Source organism: Saccharothrix sp. 6-C, assembly GCF_016695385.1.
Classification (GTDB): Bacteria; Actinomycetota; Actinomycetes; order Mycobacteriales; family Pseudonocardiaceae; genus Actinosynnema; species Actinosynnema texasense.
In genome coordinates this window covers 2,624,921-2,640,905 of record NZ_CP064192.1, presented here as the reverse complement: position 1 = coordinate 2,640,905, position 15,985 = coordinate 2,624,921, and the positions used below count along the sequence as shown (strand labels likewise).

General features: G+C 72.0%; 13 protein-coding genes. 3 read left to right on the top strand and 10 right to left on the bottom strand.

What is annotated here, in order from left to right; translation table 11 throughout:
* Window positions 1-14 precede the first annotated feature (14 nt).
* Complete coding sequence (gene sbnB, locus IOD16_RS11995; protein WP_201440095.1) at window positions 15-1,043, bottom strand: 2,3-diaminopropionate biosynthesis protein SbnB; 1,029 nt, start codon at window positions 1,041-1,043, stop codon at window positions 15-17.
* A 261-nt stretch (window positions 1,044-1,304) separates the two neighbouring features.
* Here sbnB and IOD16_RS11990 point away from each other — a divergent pair, with 261 nt between their 5' ends.
* Entirely contained in the window at window positions 1,305-2,897 is a 1,593-nt protein-coding gene (locus IOD16_RS11990) for a tryptophan halogenase family protein (protein WP_123742178.1), read from the top strand.
* A 262-nt stretch (window positions 2,898-3,159) separates the two neighbouring features.
* On the opposite strand, the gene IOD16_RS11985 is transcribed toward IOD16_RS11990, so the two are convergent.
* The 8 genes from IOD16_RS11985 to IOD16_RS11950 form a co-directional block, all read right to left on the bottom strand.
* Entirely contained in the window at window positions 3,160-4,347 is a 1,188-nt protein-coding gene (locus tag IOD16_RS11985; protein ID WP_201440094.1) for an acyl-CoA dehydrogenase family protein, read from the bottom strand.
* Complete coding sequence (locus tag IOD16_RS11980) at window positions 4,344-5,264, bottom strand: DUF2786 domain-containing protein (RefSeq protein WP_201440093.1); 921 nt, start codon at window positions 5,262-5,264, stop codon at window positions 4,344-4,346. The genes IOD16_RS11985 and IOD16_RS11980 overlap by 4 nt, the downstream gene beginning before the upstream one ends.
* Window positions 5,261-6,097: a hypothetical protein gene (locus IOD16_RS11975; RefSeq protein ID WP_201440092.1), complete on the bottom strand. Its 837-nt coding sequence runs from the start codon at window positions 6,095-6,097 to the stop codon at window positions 5,261-5,263. The genes IOD16_RS11980 and IOD16_RS11975 overlap by 4 nt, the downstream gene beginning before the upstream one ends.
* A 2-nt stretch (window positions 6,098-6,099) precedes the next feature.
* Window positions 6,100-6,372 (bottom strand): acyl carrier protein, encoded by a 273-nt coding sequence (locus IOD16_RS11970; protein WP_123742182.1) that lies wholly within the window; start codon window positions 6,370-6,372, stop codon window positions 6,100-6,102.
* Entirely contained in the window at window positions 6,369-7,670 is a 1,302-nt protein-coding gene (locus IOD16_RS11965; protein WP_201440091.1) for a type III PLP-dependent enzyme, read from the bottom strand. The genes IOD16_RS11970 and IOD16_RS11965 overlap by 4 nt, the downstream gene beginning before the upstream one ends.
* A complete protein-coding gene (locus tag IOD16_RS11960) occupies window positions 7,667-9,025 on the bottom strand; it encodes an ATP-grasp domain-containing protein (protein ID WP_201440090.1) in 1,359 nt (452 codons plus the stop codon). Before IOD16_RS11960 ends, IOD16_RS11965 begins: the two co-directional genes overlap by 4 nt.
* 19 nt (window positions 9,026-9,044) lie before the next feature.
* Window positions 9,045-9,971, bottom strand: coding sequence for a 3-oxoacyl-[acyl-carrier-protein] synthase III C-terminal domain-containing protein (locus IOD16_RS11955; RefSeq protein ID WP_201440089.1), 927 nt, complete (start codon window positions 9,969-9,971; stop codon window positions 9,045-9,047).
* A 301-nt stretch (window positions 9,972-10,272) separates the two neighbouring features.
* Window positions 10,273-11,307, bottom strand: a complete 1,035-nt coding sequence (locus tag IOD16_RS11950) for a LysR family transcriptional regulator (RefSeq protein ID WP_201440088.1) — start codon at window positions 11,305-11,307, stop codon at window positions 10,273-10,275.
* Window positions 11,308-11,665: 358 nt separating this feature from the next.
* Between IOD16_RS11950 and IOD16_RS11945 the strand changes: the two genes are divergently transcribed.
* Both IOD16_RS11945 and IOD16_RS11940 read left to right on the top strand, forming a co-directional pair.
* On the top strand, window positions 11,666-12,472 hold the full coding sequence (locus IOD16_RS11945; protein WP_201440087.1) for an ABC transporter ATP-binding protein: 807 nt from the start codon (window positions 11,666-11,668) through the stop codon (window positions 12,470-12,472).
* A complete protein-coding gene (locus IOD16_RS11940; RefSeq protein WP_201440086.1) occupies window positions 12,472-14,910 on the top strand; it encodes an ABC transporter permease in 2,439 nt (812 codons plus the stop codon). Before IOD16_RS11945 ends, IOD16_RS11940 begins: the two co-directional genes overlap by 1 nt.
* A gap of 4 nt (window positions 14,911-14,914) precedes the next feature.
* Here IOD16_RS11940 and IOD16_RS11935 read toward each other — a convergent pair whose 3' ends face one another.
* Entirely contained in the window at window positions 14,915-15,901 is a 987-nt protein-coding gene (locus tag IOD16_RS11935; RefSeq protein ID WP_201440085.1) for a Gfo/Idh/MocA family protein, read from the bottom strand.
* Between the last annotated feature and the right edge of the window lie 84 nt (window positions 15,902-15,985).

Here is a 15,985-nt window from a genome sequence, read left to right as displayed (position 1 = left end):
CACGGTCAGGCGGCTCAGCGCTTGCCGTAGCGGTCGAGGTCGTGGAAGAAGTCCGGGACCACGGCCAGCTCGCCCGCCCGCGACACCTCGTCGTAGACGTGCTTGCCGACCGCCAGGTCCAGCACGCCGAGGCCGAACGGGGAGAACACCAGCGGCCGGTCCGCCGGTGGCGTCACCGCGCCGGTCATGACGTCGTGCAACGTGCCGGACAGGAACTCCCGGTTGCCGGTGAGCTGCTCGGCCAGGTGCGGCGAGGTGTTCGCCTTCAGGCAGTGCTCCACGTCGTCCACCACGTTGGCGGACGCGAGGATCACCTCGGGCGACAGGTCGCGCAGCGACACGTGCAGCACCAGCGGGTTGTGGTCGAACCACGTCGGGTCGGTGACGTGCGGCGTGCCCGCGACGGTGGCGAACACGACCAGGTCGCTCGACCGGATCAGGCTCTCCGCGCTGTCGTGGACCCGCACCGCGCCGTCGCCCGCGTCCAGGGCGTACTCGCGGAAGCCGGTCGCGGAGTCGGCGCTCAGGTCGTGCACGCCGACCTCGTCGAAGCTCCACCCGGTCGCGGTCAGGTAGGTGTGGATGTAGCGGGCGATCAGGCCGGTGCCGACGAACCCGACCCGGGCGGGGCGGCCGGGGCCGCGGCCTCGGCTGAGCCAGTCGGCGGCGAGCGCGGCGGACGCGGCGGTGCGCACCGCGCTGACGATGGAGCTCTCCAGGCAGGCGATCGGGTAGCCGGTCTCGCGGTCGTTGAGGATCAGCACCGCGGACGCGCGCGGCAGCCCGGCGGCGACGTTCGCGGGGAAGCTGGAGATCCACTTCACCCCGTGCACGCCGATGTCGCCGCCGATGGACGCGGGCAGCGCGATGATCCGCGACGAGGGGTCTTCGGGGAACCGCAGGAAATAGGACGGAGGATTGATCGTGGCGCCTTCACCGTGCCACCGGTAGGCGGCCTCGATGAGTTCGAGAACGTGCTTCTCGCGCCCTCGCAATACCTCGTTCACCTGAGCGCCGGAAATCACCGCGAAGGCAGGTGCCACGTTACCGTCCCTTTCTCGTCCAGCCCTGATGAGCTGCGCCGACCCGGCCGGGCAGCGATCCCGACCACATACTCGCGAACACGGCTGACAAGCCGCTGACACGTCACTGACGGCGGTGCGTATAGAAAATTCATAGCCATTCGGGTTCAGGGTGGGTCCGGACACGGATTTCCGGGCACTCGCCCTTCGAACACCGGCAGCACCGCGACGGACGTCGGTTCCGCGGCCTTTGTCGTGATCATGACGGGAGGACAAACCTCGATGGAAGATCGTAGGATCAAGAAGGTCGTGGTGCTCGGTGGCGGCACCGCGGGCTGGATGGCCGCGGCGTACCTCGGCAAGGCGCTCGGCCCCGGTGTGACCATCACCGTGCTGGAGGCGCCCTCGATCCCCAAGATCGGTGTGGGCGAGGCGACCGTACCCAACCTGCACAAGACGTTCTTCGAGTTCCTCGGCATCGCCGAAGAGGACTGGATGCGCGAGTGCAACGCCAGCTACAAGATGGGCATCAAGTTCACCAACTGGCGCACCCCGGGCCGCGGCGAGGCGAACCCCCGGCCGTACGGCGACGGGACCGACCACTACTACCACCTGTTCGGCCTGCTGCCCAACCACGAGAACCACCCGCTGTCGCACTACTGGGCGCACAAGAAGCTCGGCGGCCAGACCGACGAGCCGTTCGACTACGCCTGCTACCGCGAGCCCCCGATCATGGACGCGAAGCTGTCGCCGCGGTTCATGGACGGCACGAAGTGGACCAACTACGCGTGGCACTTCGACACCAACCTGATCTCGCCGTTCCTGCGCAAGTGGGCCACCACCAACCAGGGCGCGATCCACATCCAGGACCTGATGACCGAAGCGGTCATCGACCAGCGCGGCAACATCTCGGCGCTCAAGACCGAGGGCGGGCTCACCATCGAGGGTGACCTGTTCATCGACTGCTCCGGCTTCCGCGGCCTGCTCATCAACCAGGCCATGAAGGAGCCGTTCCTGGACATGAGCGACCACCTGCTCAACGACAGCGCGGTCGCGACGCAGGTGCCGCACGACGACGCGGCCAACGGCGTCGAGCCGTACACGTCCTCGATCGCCATGTCGAGCGGGTGGGCGTGGAAGATCCCGATGCTGGGCCGGTTCGGCACGGGCTACGTCTTCTCCAGCCGCTTCCAGTCGCGCGACGACGCGACCCTGGAGTTCTGCACCATGTGGGGCCTCGACCCCGAGACGGCGAACCTGAACCAGATCAAGTTCCGGGTCGGCCGCAACCGCCGCGCGTGGGTGAAGAACGTCGTCTCGATCGGCCTCGCCTCCTGCTTCCTGGAGCCGCTGGAGTCGACCGGCATCTACTTCGTCTACGCGGCGCTGTACCAGCTGGCGAAGTACTTCCCGGACAAGAACTTCGACTCGGTCCTGCAAGACCGCTTCAACGCGGAGATCGAGACGATGTTCGACGACTCCCGCGACTTCGTGCAGGGCCACTTCAGCTTCGCGCCGCGCAACGACACGGCGTTCTGGCAGGCCTGCAAGGAGCTGCGGCTGGCGGACGACTTCCAGGAGAAGGTCCGCATGTACAAGGCGGGCCTGGCGGTGAACATGCCGATCACCGACGAGTCGACCTACTACGCGAACTTCGACGCGGAGTTCCGCAACTTCTGGAACAACTCCAACTACTACTGCATCTTCGCCGGGCTCGACTACCTGCCCGACCACTCGCTGCCCGCGCTGGCCGCGCGGCAGGACGTGCTGGACTCGGCCGAGCCGGTGTTCGCGCAGATCAAGCAGACGCAGAAGGAACTGCTGACCACGCTGCCCAGCACCTACGAGTACCTCAAGCAGCTGCACGGCAAGTAGGACCTCCCTCCCCCGGGAAACGACGAGCCCACCGGTCCCCCGACCCGGTGGGCTCGTCGCCGTCCGGGCGCCGCTTCGAGCCCCGGTACGACGGCACGACGTGGATGAGGGCTCGGCTCACGAGCCGGCTGGAGGAGTTCCGGGCGTGCCCGGAGGCGGTGCGCGCCCACCGCGGGCACCACGCCGAGTACCCCGACCGGTTGGCGCCGGTCGGGGTACTCGGGGTGCGGCGGCGGTCGGCCGCGGGGGTGGCGCGCGGGGTTCAGCGCGGTGAGCCGACGCTCACCCGGAACGGGTCGTCCCGGTCCAGCTTGCCGGTGAACAGGCCCTGGAACAGGTTCAGCTTCTGCATGTTCGACGTGCCCTCGATGAACTCCAGGCCGCGCGCGTCGCGGACCAGCTTGTCCAGCCGCGGGTGGTCGAAGCGGGCGCCGACGCCGAAGAACTCGCAGGCCGCGCGGGTGGCGTCGAGCGCCAGTTGCGACGCGCGGGCCTTCGCCGCCGACGCCAGGTAGCCGTCCGAGGTCCGGGCGTCCACCGCGCGGGCGGCCAGGTGCACGAGCGCGCGCGCCGCCGTGATCCGGCGGCCCAGCTCGTCGAGCCGGTCGCGCTCGTCGCGGCGCAACGTCGAGCGGTTCTCCGCGACGTACTCGTGCGCCGCCCGCGCGATGCCGAGCGCGATCGCCGCCACGCCCGGCCGGAGCAGGTTGAACGTCTGCACGAACGCCCACATGCCGCGCCGCGACGGCGAGAGGTGCCGTCCGACGAAGCGGGACGCCGGCACGTGCACGTCGTCCAGGGTGATCGCGCTGATCCGCGCGCCGCGCAGGCCGATGGTCTCCAGCGCGGTCGCCGAGAACCCCGGCGCCGGGGTCTCCACCAGGACCGCGTTGATGCCCAGCGGGCCGGAGCCGACGCGCGCGAACACCACCCCGAGCTGCGCCCGGCAGGCGTTGCCGACGTACCGCTTCTCGCCGGCGAGCACCGCGCCGCCCTCGACCGAGGTCAACGTCGTGGTCAGCCCGCCCGCGTCGGACCCGCGGTCGGGTTCGGTGAGCGCGAAGAACGTCCACAGCGGCTCGGCGAGCATCCGGCCGTAGAACCACTCCTTCTGCTCGTCGTCGGCGAGCAGGTCGACCAGCACGCCGGCCAGCAGCGGGCCGGGCGAGGCGACCAGCATGCCGACGTCGGCGCAGGCCAGCTCCTCCATGATGATCGCCCGTTCGAGGGCCAGCGTGCCGTAGAACCGGTTGCCCGCGATGGGGATGGGGACGTTGCCGTACTCCGGCGGGATGCCCATGGTCGACAGGTACCGGACCGCGGGGAGGTCGAAGTGGTCGCGGATGAGCTCCGGGTCGCGGTCCACCGCGAGCCCCAACCGGCGGAAGTCCGCCCCCCACTCGCGCACCTGGTCGCGCAACGCGACCAGCCGCGCGTCCAACGCGCTCACGACTCGACGCCCACGTGCGTCCCGGGCGTGCCCGACGCGGAATCCGCGGCGGCGCCCGAGGTCCGGTTTGCGGCGGGGCCCGCAGTGGGGCCCGAGGTCGGGTCTGCGGCGGGACCCGCGGCGGGACCCGCGGTGGGGCCTGCGGTGGGGTCTGCGGCGGGCTCCGGGGTCGGGCCGGGCACGTAGGCCTCCGCCAGCAGCTCCGACAGGTGCGCCACCTGCCCCGGGCCGCCGACCAGGTACCCGCTCGCGCCGAGCAGGTTCACCAGCCACCGGTCGGCCGCGGTGATCCTCGCGTGCAGGTGGGCCAGGATCACGCCGGGCAGCTCGCCCGCGTCCACGCCCGTCAGGACCGCCCGCACCTCCAGGTGCTCGATCAGCCCGTCGGCCACGGTCGACTTCACCATCTGCTGCTGCAGCAGGGTGGTGCTGCCGGTCCGCCTCCCGTTCAGGTAGCGCATGCACGTCTCGCGCAGCGCCTCCGACAGCCCCAGCCGCAGCCACACCAGGCCCAGGGCCCAGGCGGCGCGCTGGTCGGACGTGGCGGGGTCGGTCTCGGGGTCCGCTGCTCTCAACCGAGGTACGGGAACACCGTTTCCGTACATTCTCGGACCATCTTCACCCGATCGTGTACCCAGGACCCGCAGCAGCACGACCGCCCCGCCGGGCAGGTCGATCGTATCCACAGTGGACTCGGCCAGTCCAGGCCGGTCCACCACGACGCCGTCCACCCACACCCGGTCCGCCGACGCCGCGACCTCCTGCGGCACGACCGCGTGCCCACCCGGCCCGCACGGCAGCAGCCCCGGCGCCACGAGCGAACCCAGCACCGTCAACGCGGGCGCCAGCCCTTCCTCCCGCGCCGCCGAGTGGCACCTCGACAGCACCGCCGCGCCCAACCGCACCGACGTCGTCACCGGGTCACCCCCACCGCGGCCATGCCCAGGTCGCCGGTCGCCACGTCGTGCTCCACGAGCACCACGCGTCCCAGCGAGTCCGCCAAGCCCTCCCACAGCGCCGTGCACGGGTACCCGGCCGGCGCGGACCGCACCGTCCCGCCGTGCCGCACCAGCTCCGGGTCGACCCCGGCCCCGGCGACCACGGCCACCGGCACGCCCGGACCCACCAACGACGCCATCCCGGCCGCGACGGCGTCCGGCAGGTCCGCGACCGACACCCCGGGTGTGTGCACCATCGACAACGGCGCGCCTCCCGGCTCCAGCAGCAACGCCACCCCGGCATCGCCGACCGGCCGGTCACCGGCCTCGTCACCCAGCTCGTAGGGCAACGTGGCCTGGTCCGCGATCACCACCAGCGCGCGCGAGAACCCGTGCCGGGCCGCGTAGTCGGCCGCGATCCGCAACGCCGCGAACGGCGCGCACCGGCCGACGTCCGACACCGAGAACGACAACGGCGCGCCGGGCACCGCCTCGGCCAGGTACGTCGCCGCGGCCATCCGGCAGTCCAGGTCCGGCGTGGCGTGGGCCACGATCGCCAGCTCCACCGGCCCCAACGGCTCCAGGCCCGCGTGCAGCGACCGGGTCAGCGCGGTGAACGTGGTGCCCGGCGAGGCGAGCGCCTCGGGTCGCAGCGCGACGCCGTAACCGGAGGTCAGGTCGGTGAAGTGGCGCAACGAGAACTCGTCGGCCAGCGAGCGGTCGGGGGCGACGCGGGTCCGCACGACCCGCGCCAGGCCCAGCGTCCGCGCGCCCGCCGGCCGGGACAGCGTCGGCGCGGTGGTCCGGTACACGGCTAGCGGTCCATTTCCGCGGCGACGAAGTCGGCCAGCGAGCGGACCGTCTCGAAGTGCGCCATCTCCAGGTTGTCGGTGTCGAACTCGACCTCCAGCGCCTCCTCCAGCTGCATCAGCAGCTCGAAGACGCCGGTCGAGTCGAGGCCGAGCTCGTCGAACAGCCGGGACTGCTCGGTCAGCTCCGGCAGGTCGTAGTCCAGCACCTGGGCCAGCACGGCGGTGATGGCGCCGACGATCCGCTCGCGGGGGGCGACGGTGGTGGATTCGCTCATGATGCGGTTCCTTCGGTGAGAGCCGTGGCGGCGGCGCGGTCGGGGAGGTGTTGGTGGCGCAGCAGGTCCTCGGTGTCGTCACGGGTGCGCACCAGGTGCGCGCGCCCGTCGTGGACGAGCACTTCCGCCGGGTAGCCGTGGCTGAGGAACAGCACGGGCGAGGCGGTCGGGCCGTAGGCGCCGGAGCGCAGCACGCCGACGAGGTCGCCGGGTCGGACGGGCGGCAGCCGGACCTTCTTGCCGAGGGTGTCGTTGGGCGTGCACAGCGGTCCGGTGACGTGCCAGCTCTCGGTGGCGGGCTCGTCGACCCGGTTGAGCACCCGCATGGGGAAGTTCCGCTTGACGAACGACCCGATGCCCACCGCCGCCATGTGGTGGTTCGTGCCGCCGTCGGCGACCGCGAACCGCTCCCCCATGGACTCCTTGACGTACCGCACGCGCACCACGTACGTGCCGGACGTGGCGGTGAGGTAGCGGCCGAGCTCCATCACCAGCCGGGTGCCGGGGTGCCGGTCGGCGAACCCGTCGATGACCGGGTTGACGCGCGCGGCGAGCAGCGCGAGGTCGAGGTCGCGCTCGCCGTCGAAGTAGGCCACGCCGAGGCCGCCGCCGATGTCGACCAGCTCCAGCGGGATGCCGAGGTGCCCGGCCAGCCGGTCGGCCAGCTCGAAGATCCGCTCGGTGTTCTCGGCGACGGCCTCCTCGGACAGGATCCGGGTGCCCATGTAGACCTGCACGCCCATGAACCGCACGTTCGGGTGCCGTGCCACGAGGTCGTCGGACGCGAACAGCTGCGACTCGTCGATGCCGAACTGGCGCGGCTTGCCGCCCATGGTCAGGCCGGAGCCCTTGACCGAGAAGCTGGGGTTGACCCGCAGCGCGACCGGCGCGCGCATCCCGCGCAGCGCGGCGAACTCGTCGATCAGCGCCAGCTCGCCGAACGACTCGCACACGATCGCGTAGACGCCCTCGTCCAGGCAGGCGGCCAGCTCGTCGGCGCTCTTGCCCGGCCCGAGGAAGATGATGTCGGCGGGGTCGACGCCGGCGCGGCGCGCGGTGACCAGCTCGGCCATCGACGACACCTCGGCCCGCGCGCCCCGGGCGTGCAGCACGGACAGCACGCCGATGTTGGGGTTCGACTTGAGGGAGAAGAAGAACTCCAGCCGCGGGTGCAGCAGCTCCTTGAGCCCGTCCACCCGCGACTCCAGCTCGTCGCCGTCGTACAGGTACAGCGGTGTGCCGTACCGCTCGGCGATCTCGGTGATCCCGATGCCCTGGACCTCGAACTCGGCGCTCACGGTCGCGTCTCCAATCGGGCGGTGATGTCGTCGTCCACGCGGCGCAGCTCGTCGTCCGACGACGCGACGAGCAGGCCGTAGAGCCGTCCGTCGAACGCCGCGTCGGCGCGGTGGCCCGCGTTGACCGTGGCGAAGTTGTTGACCAGCAGGCCGGTGCCGCCGGCCCCGTCGAGCAGCAGGCCGCGCAGCAGGTCGCGCACCTCGGCGAACGGCAGCCTGCGGTGCAGCCGCACGGGGTAGTGCCGGGCCAGGGCGACCTGCCCGGGTCCGACGAACCGCTCCTGCACGCGTGCCTGGTAGGTGGACATGTTGTTGCGCGCGTTGATCTCCACGACCGGGTAGAGGCCGTCGTCGGGGTCGACCATGGCGTCCACGCCGACCACGCCGTAGTAGCCGTCCGCGGCGAGCTTCTTGCCCAGCCGGAGCGAGGTCTCGGCGAGTTCGCCGACCTGGGCGCCGGACAGCCTCGCGGGCATCCGATGTCCTTTGTGGACGCCGCCTTCGGTGTGCAGCTCCTTGACGAAGTCGAACCGCACGTCGCCGTCGCGGGCCACGGTGAACTGGTAGTTGAGGTCGGCGCGCTTGGCGACCCACTCCTCCACCACGAACGCGAGCCGCGGCCGGCCGGACTTCTCGACCTGCTTGGCGACCATGCCGAGCAGGCGGTCCATCCGGCGGTCGCTCTCCAGCACCGCGATGCCCTTGCCGGAGACGCCCAGCGCCTCCTTCACCACGACCTTGCGGCCGTCCGCGACCAGCGCGCGTGCCCGCTCGAACGCCTCGCGCAGCTCGTCGACGCTCTCGCAGGCCCACCCGGCGGGCTGCCGCAACCCCAGCTCGTCGGCCGCGCGGCGGCTGTAGACCTTGCTGTTGACCGCTTTGCACGTCGTGGCGTCCGGTGCGGCCAGGGCCATGCCGGTGCGTTCGGCGAGGCGTTCTTCCAGGTCGGACACGCCGTGCGCGGTCAGCCGGACGCCCTGCCGGGCCAGTCCCGCCACCGTCTCGACCGTGGCGGGGTCGGCGAGGGCGTCGGCGGTGACCGTGCGGCGCGGGTCGGAGTCCGCCACCACGTGCACGGTCGGCAGGTCGATGCCCAGCCCGGCGAGGTAGGCCAGGTAGTCGGGGTCGGGGGTGGCCTTGAGCACGACGTGGTCGTCGCCGCCGGCCAGCAGCAGCGCGAACTCGTCCATGTGGTTGACCACGGCCGCGCCGCTCTCGGCCGACAGCCGGGGCAGCGTGTGCTCGCCGAGCGCCCACCGCTGTTCGACCTCGAAGTTGCCGAGGAACGCGAGCGAGGCGTCCGGCGTGCCGAGCAGCGCCGTCTTGAGCCTGCGGGTGAAGTCCGGTTCGTCCATGTCTGCGCTCCGGGACATCTCAGTGCTCCAGGACCATCGCGGCGAACGTCTGACCGAGGCCGGCGGCCGTCATCAGGTACTTGTCGCCGGGCTTGAGCAGGCCGAGCTCGGTCACCGTCTGGTAGTTGATGAACGGGTCGGCGCAGAAGCAGTGGCCGGTGGCGCCGAGGTTGTCCAGGAAGAACCGGTCGTTGGGCAGGCCGAGGTTCTTCGCCGCGACCGTCCACGACACGCGGTTGACGTTGTGGGGCAGCACCAGGTCGAGGTCGGCGACGCCGATGCCCGCCTCGCCGGTGGCCGCACCGACGACCTCGGCCAGCGCGTCCTGGTAGATGCGGCGGGCGTCCTTGGCGATCTCGGGGGTCAGGTCGATCACGCCGTCGTCGCGGCCGTGGATGCGGCTGGCGTAGCCGCGCACGTGGTCGCGGTCGCCGTCGGCGGCCACCAGGATCGCGGCCATGCCCTCGCCCATGATCGACGTGTCGCGGACCCACTGGGTGAACGGCGTGAACGTCTTGTCGCCGGCCAGGATCAGCGCCAGCGCGTCGGGGTCGCCGTCGGCGGCGAGCAGCGTGCCAGCCACGTCCAGGGCGAGCAGGCCGGTGGCGCAGCCGTGGTCGGCGACGGAGAGGGTCGTCGCGTGCCGCAGGTTCAACGCCTCGCGGACCTCGTGCACCGGGCTGATCGGGTAGGGCGCGGTGGTGCGCATACCCTTGGCGCGGATGAGGTAGCGGACCCGGTCCTCCTGGCCGCGCAGCCCGTCGAGCTTCTCCGCGGCCGCGATCAGCAGTTGCGCCTCGGACAGGTCGGACTTGCAGATCCGGTCGAGGCCGTAGAGCCGGGTGAACCGGCGCACCTGCTGCTCGTCGAGCCCGAGCGACTCCTGCAGGTCCGCGACGGCCACCGTCTCCGGCAGGTGACTCGAGACCGCCACCAACGCCGTCATGTGCGTCCTCCTCGCCCTGGTCCGTTGCCGGATCAAGGTTCGCAAGGCCCACTGACACCGTGCTGACACCCGACTGACCGCCGAGAGTCCAACGCCCACGTCGCGAGAGTCCAACGCCCACGTCGCGAGAGTCCGACGTTCAGCGGCCCTGAGTTCAACGCTCGGCGTCGGGCGCGGGTGTCCGAGCGTTGAACTCAGGGCTCGCGAACGTTGGACTCTCGAGCCCTGAACGTTGGACTCTCGGGATGGCGAAGGCCACCTCGACCGGGGTCGAGGTGGCCCTTCATCCCCAGTGGACTGCTCAGGTGGCGGCCGTGCGGGAGGCCTGGTCCGGCTGCTGGTCACCGGCCGAGTCGCGCGGCCACCACCGGGTCGGCCGCGGCAGGAACGCGGCCAGCTCCGGGAAGTCGGTCGGCCGCTCGGTCATCCAGTTCCAGTAGCGCGGGATCGACCGGGCGTACTCGCAGTAGTACCGGCGCAGCGCGTCGATCAGCTGCCGGAGCGTGTTCGGGTGGATCGAGCCGGGCCGCCACACGAGCAGCAGCCTGCTGCGCAACGGCTCGGTCATCGCCACCAGGCTCACGTCCGACGTGGACCCGGTCGGCGTGGCCAACGCCGCCGCGCCCGCGTCCCGCACCCAGCTCATCGCCTCGGCGTGCCCGCCCGCGTAGTGCATGACCTCCGGCGTGGGGTGGTCGAGCCTGCGGAACAGGTGCTCCTCGACGACGTGGAACCAGTGGCCGGGCACGTGGTGCACCCAGCTCAGCGACAGCATGTGCCTTCGGCTCACCGTAGTCCTGCGCGCGAGCGCGTGGTCGCGCGGCAGCGCGAGCCAGATCGGCTCGCGCACGATGATCTCCTTGGCCAGTGTGGGATCGAGGTCCCGCACCCCGTCCACCGCCTCCGGGCTGGGCACGAGCGCCGCGGTGAGCTCGCCGCGGCTGACCGCGTCCACGCCGAGCGCCGGGTCCAGCGTCACCGTCTGCACCTCGACCGAGGGCAGCGACGACTGCAGCGCGCGCCGCAGCGTCACCGGTGTCCATTCGGCGTTGCCGATGCGGAGAATTCCGGAGGACAGCGAGGACGCCTCCGCCACCACCGCGTCGGCCCGGGTGGCCAGGTCCGCCAGCATCGGGATCAATCGCTCCCCCAGGGGTGTGGGAGTGATCCCGAAGGCCGACCGCACGAACAGGTCGCCGCCAACCGCCTTCTCGATCCGTCTCAATTGGGCGGTGAGGCTCGGTTGGGGCAGGGACAGCTTCGCCGCGGCCTTCGAGATGCTGCCGGCCTCGGCAAGGGTGGTGACCACCCTGGCATGACGTATCTCCAGGTGCATGCATCCAACCCCTTCGCGTCGTTACTCGGGGTCCACTAACTCCGGCGGGTTCGGGGATTTCCCGCACCCACCTCGTTCGTGCCGGGCGGCCGTTCCAACGTACCCCACGGGTGAACGCGTGAGGAGGAGTTCAGGTGACCGTCGACTATTCGTTGAGTCCTCAACAGAAATTATGGAAACAGTGTCTACGATCTCCGGCACGTACCTACTCAAAGGTCGGTCGCGCGTGGTCCCCGCAGCGATGCGGAGACGTGCTCCACCGGCGTGCCCGACCGGCGGTTCGGGGGACGGCACCAGTGCCACCGGCTTGATCCCGTCCGTATGGTCTGCGGCGCGTGCACACACCGATAGGTCCCACATGGGGAGCAAGAACGTGAATCAATCTCCGATTCAAGGCGTGGATGACGTCGTCCGACTGCATTCCGTCCGCAAGGTTTACGGCAATGAGCGGAACGGCGTAGTGGCCCTTGACGGAGTCACGCTCGGCATCGCGCGCGGCACCTTCACCGCGGTGATGGGCCCGTCCGGATCCGGCAAGAGCACCGCGCTGCACTGCGCCGCGGGCCTGGACAGACCCACCTCCGGCTCCGTGCTGCTCGACGGTCGCGAGATCACCGGCCTGAGCGAGCGCGAGCTGACCCGGTTACGCCGCGAACGCGTCGGCTTCGTCTTCCAGTCGTTCAACCTGCTGCCCGCGCTCACCGTGGTGGAGAACGTCCAGCTGCCGCTGCGCCTGGCCGGCCGCCGCCCGAAGCGCGCCCAGGTGGACGACGTCATCGCCCGCGTCGGGCTCTCCGAACGCCGCAAGCACCGCCCCGCCGAGCTGTCCGGCGGCCAGCAGCAGCGGGTGGCCATCGCCCGCGCGCTCGTCACCGAACCCGCGGTGATCTTCGGCGACGAGCCGACCGGCGCGCTCGACACCCGCACCACGCTCGAAGTCCTCGCCCTGCTGCGCCAGGCCGTGCGCGACGTCGGCCAGACCGTGGTGATCGTGACGCACGACCCGGTGGCCGCCGCGCACGCCGACCGCGTCGTCTTCCTCGCCGACGGCCGGATCGCGGGCGAGCTGGAGTCGCCGACCGCGCACGCCGTCAGCGAACGCATGACCCAGCTGGGCGCCTGGGCCGACGCGCCCACCGGCGACCTGGCCGACGGGGTGCGCTGATGCTGCGCCTCGCGTTGCGCACCCTGCGCTACCGCATCGGCGGGTTCACCGCGTCGTTCATCGCGCTGTTCATGGGCGCGGCGATCGTGATGGCGTGCGGCGGCCTGATGGAGACCGGCATCCGCGACGACGTGCCGCCGCAACGGCTCGCGGCGGCACCGCTGGTCGTCGCCGGCGACCCGGCGAACCTGGAGCGCGCCCCGGTCGACGCCGCGCTGGCCGCCAAGGCCGCGGCCGTCGCCGGGGTCGCCGAGGTCGTGCCCGACGTGGCGTTCCCGGTGCTCCTGCCCGGCGGCGCGGAGGCGACCGGCCACACGTGGTCCGGCGCACGCCTCGCGCCGTACGCGGTGGAGCAGGGCCGCGCGCCGCAGGGGCCGGGCGAGGTCGTGGTGGGCGCGAACTCCGGCATCGGCCCCGGCGGCACGGTCGCGCTGCGGATCGACTCGCGGGACGTCGACTACCGGGTGGTCGGCGTCGCCGGGGCGCCGGTCGAGGCCCAGGTCGTGTTCTTCGCCGACGACGAGGCACGGCGGCTGTACGCGAAACCCGGCAAGGTCGACCTGATCGGCGTGCTGCTCGAACCGGGCGCGACGGCGGACGGCGTGCGCGCGGGCCTGACGGCCGCGGTGTCCGGTCGGGACGTGGCCGTGCTCGCGGGCGACGAGCGCGGGCTCGCCGAGTTCTCCGACACCGGGGGCGGCGGCGAGGCGGTCATCACCCTGTCGGCGGTCTTCGGCGGGTTGGCGATCATGGTCGCGTTGTTCGTCGTGGCGGGCACGCTCGGCCTGTCCGTGCAGCAGCGGCACCGCGAGATGGCGCTGCTGCGGGCGATCGGCACCACGCCGGGCCAGCTGCGCAGGCTGGTGCTCGGCGAGACGGCGTTCGTGGCGGTGCTCGCGACCGCGCTGGGCTGGCCGTTGAGCGGGCGCCTCGGCGCGTGGCTGTTGACGCGGCTGTCGGACGCGGGCGTCGCGCCGCAGGCCATGGCGTACCGGCAGGGCTGGGTGCCCGTGGTGGCCGGTGTCGGCATCTCGCTGCTCAGCGCCCTGGTCGCGGCGTTCGTCGCCGGTCGGGGCGCGGCGGTGACCCGGCCGACCGAGGCGTTGATGGCCGCGGGACTGCAGACGCGCTGGTTCAGCGTGCCCCGGCTGGTGTTCGCGCTGCTGTGCCTGGGCGGCGGCACGGCGTTGAGCGTCATCACCGCGGTGGTCATGTCCGGGCCGGTGGCGGCGAGCACGGCCGGGCCCACGGCGATGCTGTGGGCGGCGGGCATCGCGCTGCTCTCCCCCGCCGCCGCGAGGGTGCTGATCGCGGTCCTGCGCTGGCCGGTGCGCGCCCTGTCCGGCCTGTCCGGTTACCTCGCCGTGCTGAACACCGGCGCGCGGCGGGTGCGCGTGGCGAGCGCCATCACGCCCGTCATGCTCGCCACCGGCCTGGCCACCGCGTTGCTCTACCTGCAGACCACCCAGGCGAGTGCCGCCACCGACGCGTTCGCGGAGAGCCTGCGCGCGGACGCCGTGGTCACCGGTGCCGCCGGCGGGGTGCCGCTGGAAGTGGTGGACGAGGTGCGCGCCCTGCCGGGTGTCGAGGCGGCGTCGGCGGTGGTCGACAGCGAGGCGTACTTCCCCGACCACGAGGACGGCGACGACGAGATCACCGTGCTCGGGGTGACGCCGAGCGGGGTCACGCGGACCATGGACGTGGACGTCACCGCCGGGTCGCTGGACGACCTGCGCGGCGACTCGGTCGCGCTGCCGACCGGCTGGGCGGAGGACCTGGGAGCCGCCGTCGGCGACCCGATCAGGATGAAGCTGGGTGACGGGGCGGTCGTCGACCTGGAGGTCGTGGCCGTGCACACGGGCTCGTTCGACGCGGCGTTGCTGCCCGCCGAACTGGTCGCCGCGCACACCACGGGCGGCCGGGCCACGCAGGTCCTGGTGAAGGGCCCGGAGTCGGCGTTGGCGCCGTTGACCGGGCGTCACCCGGACCTGGAGGTCGCCGGCCGCGAGGAGGCGCTCGCGGCGGGCGGCGGCGGCGAGCAGACCGGCGCGTGGGTGAACTACCTGCTGGTCGGCATGATCCTGGCGTACACGGTGATCTCGCTGGTGAACACCCTGGTGATCGCGACCGGTGAGCGGCGGCGCGAATTCGCGCTGCAACGGCTGATCGGCGCGACGCACGGGCAGATCCTGCGGATGGTCGGCGTCGAGTCGGTGGTGATCTCGCTGGGCGGGATCATCCTGGGCGCGATCGTGTCGCTGGTGACGCTGGTCCCGTTCGCCATCGCGTTGAACGGCACGTTCTGGCCGCAGGGCCCGATCGGGATCTACCTGGTCGTGGTCGGCTCGGCGACGGGGCTGACGCTGCTGTCGACCGTGCTGTCCACCGCGTACGTGCTGCGCACCCCGCCGGTGGAAGCCGCGGCGGCGCCGGCCTGACGGGTCACGGCCGGCGTCGGAGGTCCACTTCGGCGCCGGTCGCGGCCGACCGCGCGAGCGCCTGGCCCACCCGGGCGGTGCGCGCCGAGTGCGCCGGCGTCACCAGCGGCGTGACCCGCTCCCGGACCGCCTCGGCGAACGCGGCGGCCTGGTGCTCGTAGGCGTCGGCCGCGGGCACCGCCTCGTCGCGCACGCCGTCCAGCGTGACGACCGTGATCAGCCCTTCCTCGTCGGGTCGGGTCCACGCGTTGCGCACGGAGATCGAGCCGCGCGTGCCCTGGAACTCGTAGGTCGCCCGCGGGCCGTACTCGAGGCTGTAGTCCAGCACGGCCCACCGGCCGTCGCCGAAGTCGAGGGTGGCCACCGCGCTCAGGTCGACCTCCCGCGAGTGGAACCGGGCCCGCGCCGCGCGCGGCTCGGCGTCGAACGCCCACAGCGGGACGTCGAACGCGTAGCAGCCGACGTCCCAGGTCGCGCCGCCGCCCAGAGCCGGGTCGAACCGGATGTTCCCCTCGACCGCGGTCGGGTACGCGAACGCCGACCGCACCACCCGCAGCTCGCCGATCTCGCCGGAGGCCAGCAGGTCGGCCGCACGCCGCTGCTGCGGGTGGAAGCGGTACATGTACGCCTCCATCACCACGAGGTCGGCGGCGGCCCGCTCGACGCGCACGCAGTCCTCTTCGGACAGCGCCATCGGCTTCTCCACCAGCACGTGCTTGCCCGCGTCGAGCGCGCGCAACGTCCACGGGACGTGCTGGGTGTTGGGCAGCGCGATGTACACGGCCTCGACGTCCGGGTCGGCCAGCAGCTCGTCGTACCCGTCGTGCACGCGTGCCCCGAACGGCCGCGCCACCTCTTCCGCCTTCGCGCGCCTCCCGGCCCGGCTCGCCACGGCGACCACCGCGTTGCCCGCCGTCCGGTGGATCGCGGGCAGCACCCGGCTCGCGATGTGGGCGGTGGCCCCGAGGACACCCCAGCGCAGCGGCTTCACCCTCGCCACCTTAACCGCTTCACCGCGTGTCCTACACCCAGAACGCGCGTGTCCTACCTTCCCGTCGCGAGAGTCCTACGCTCA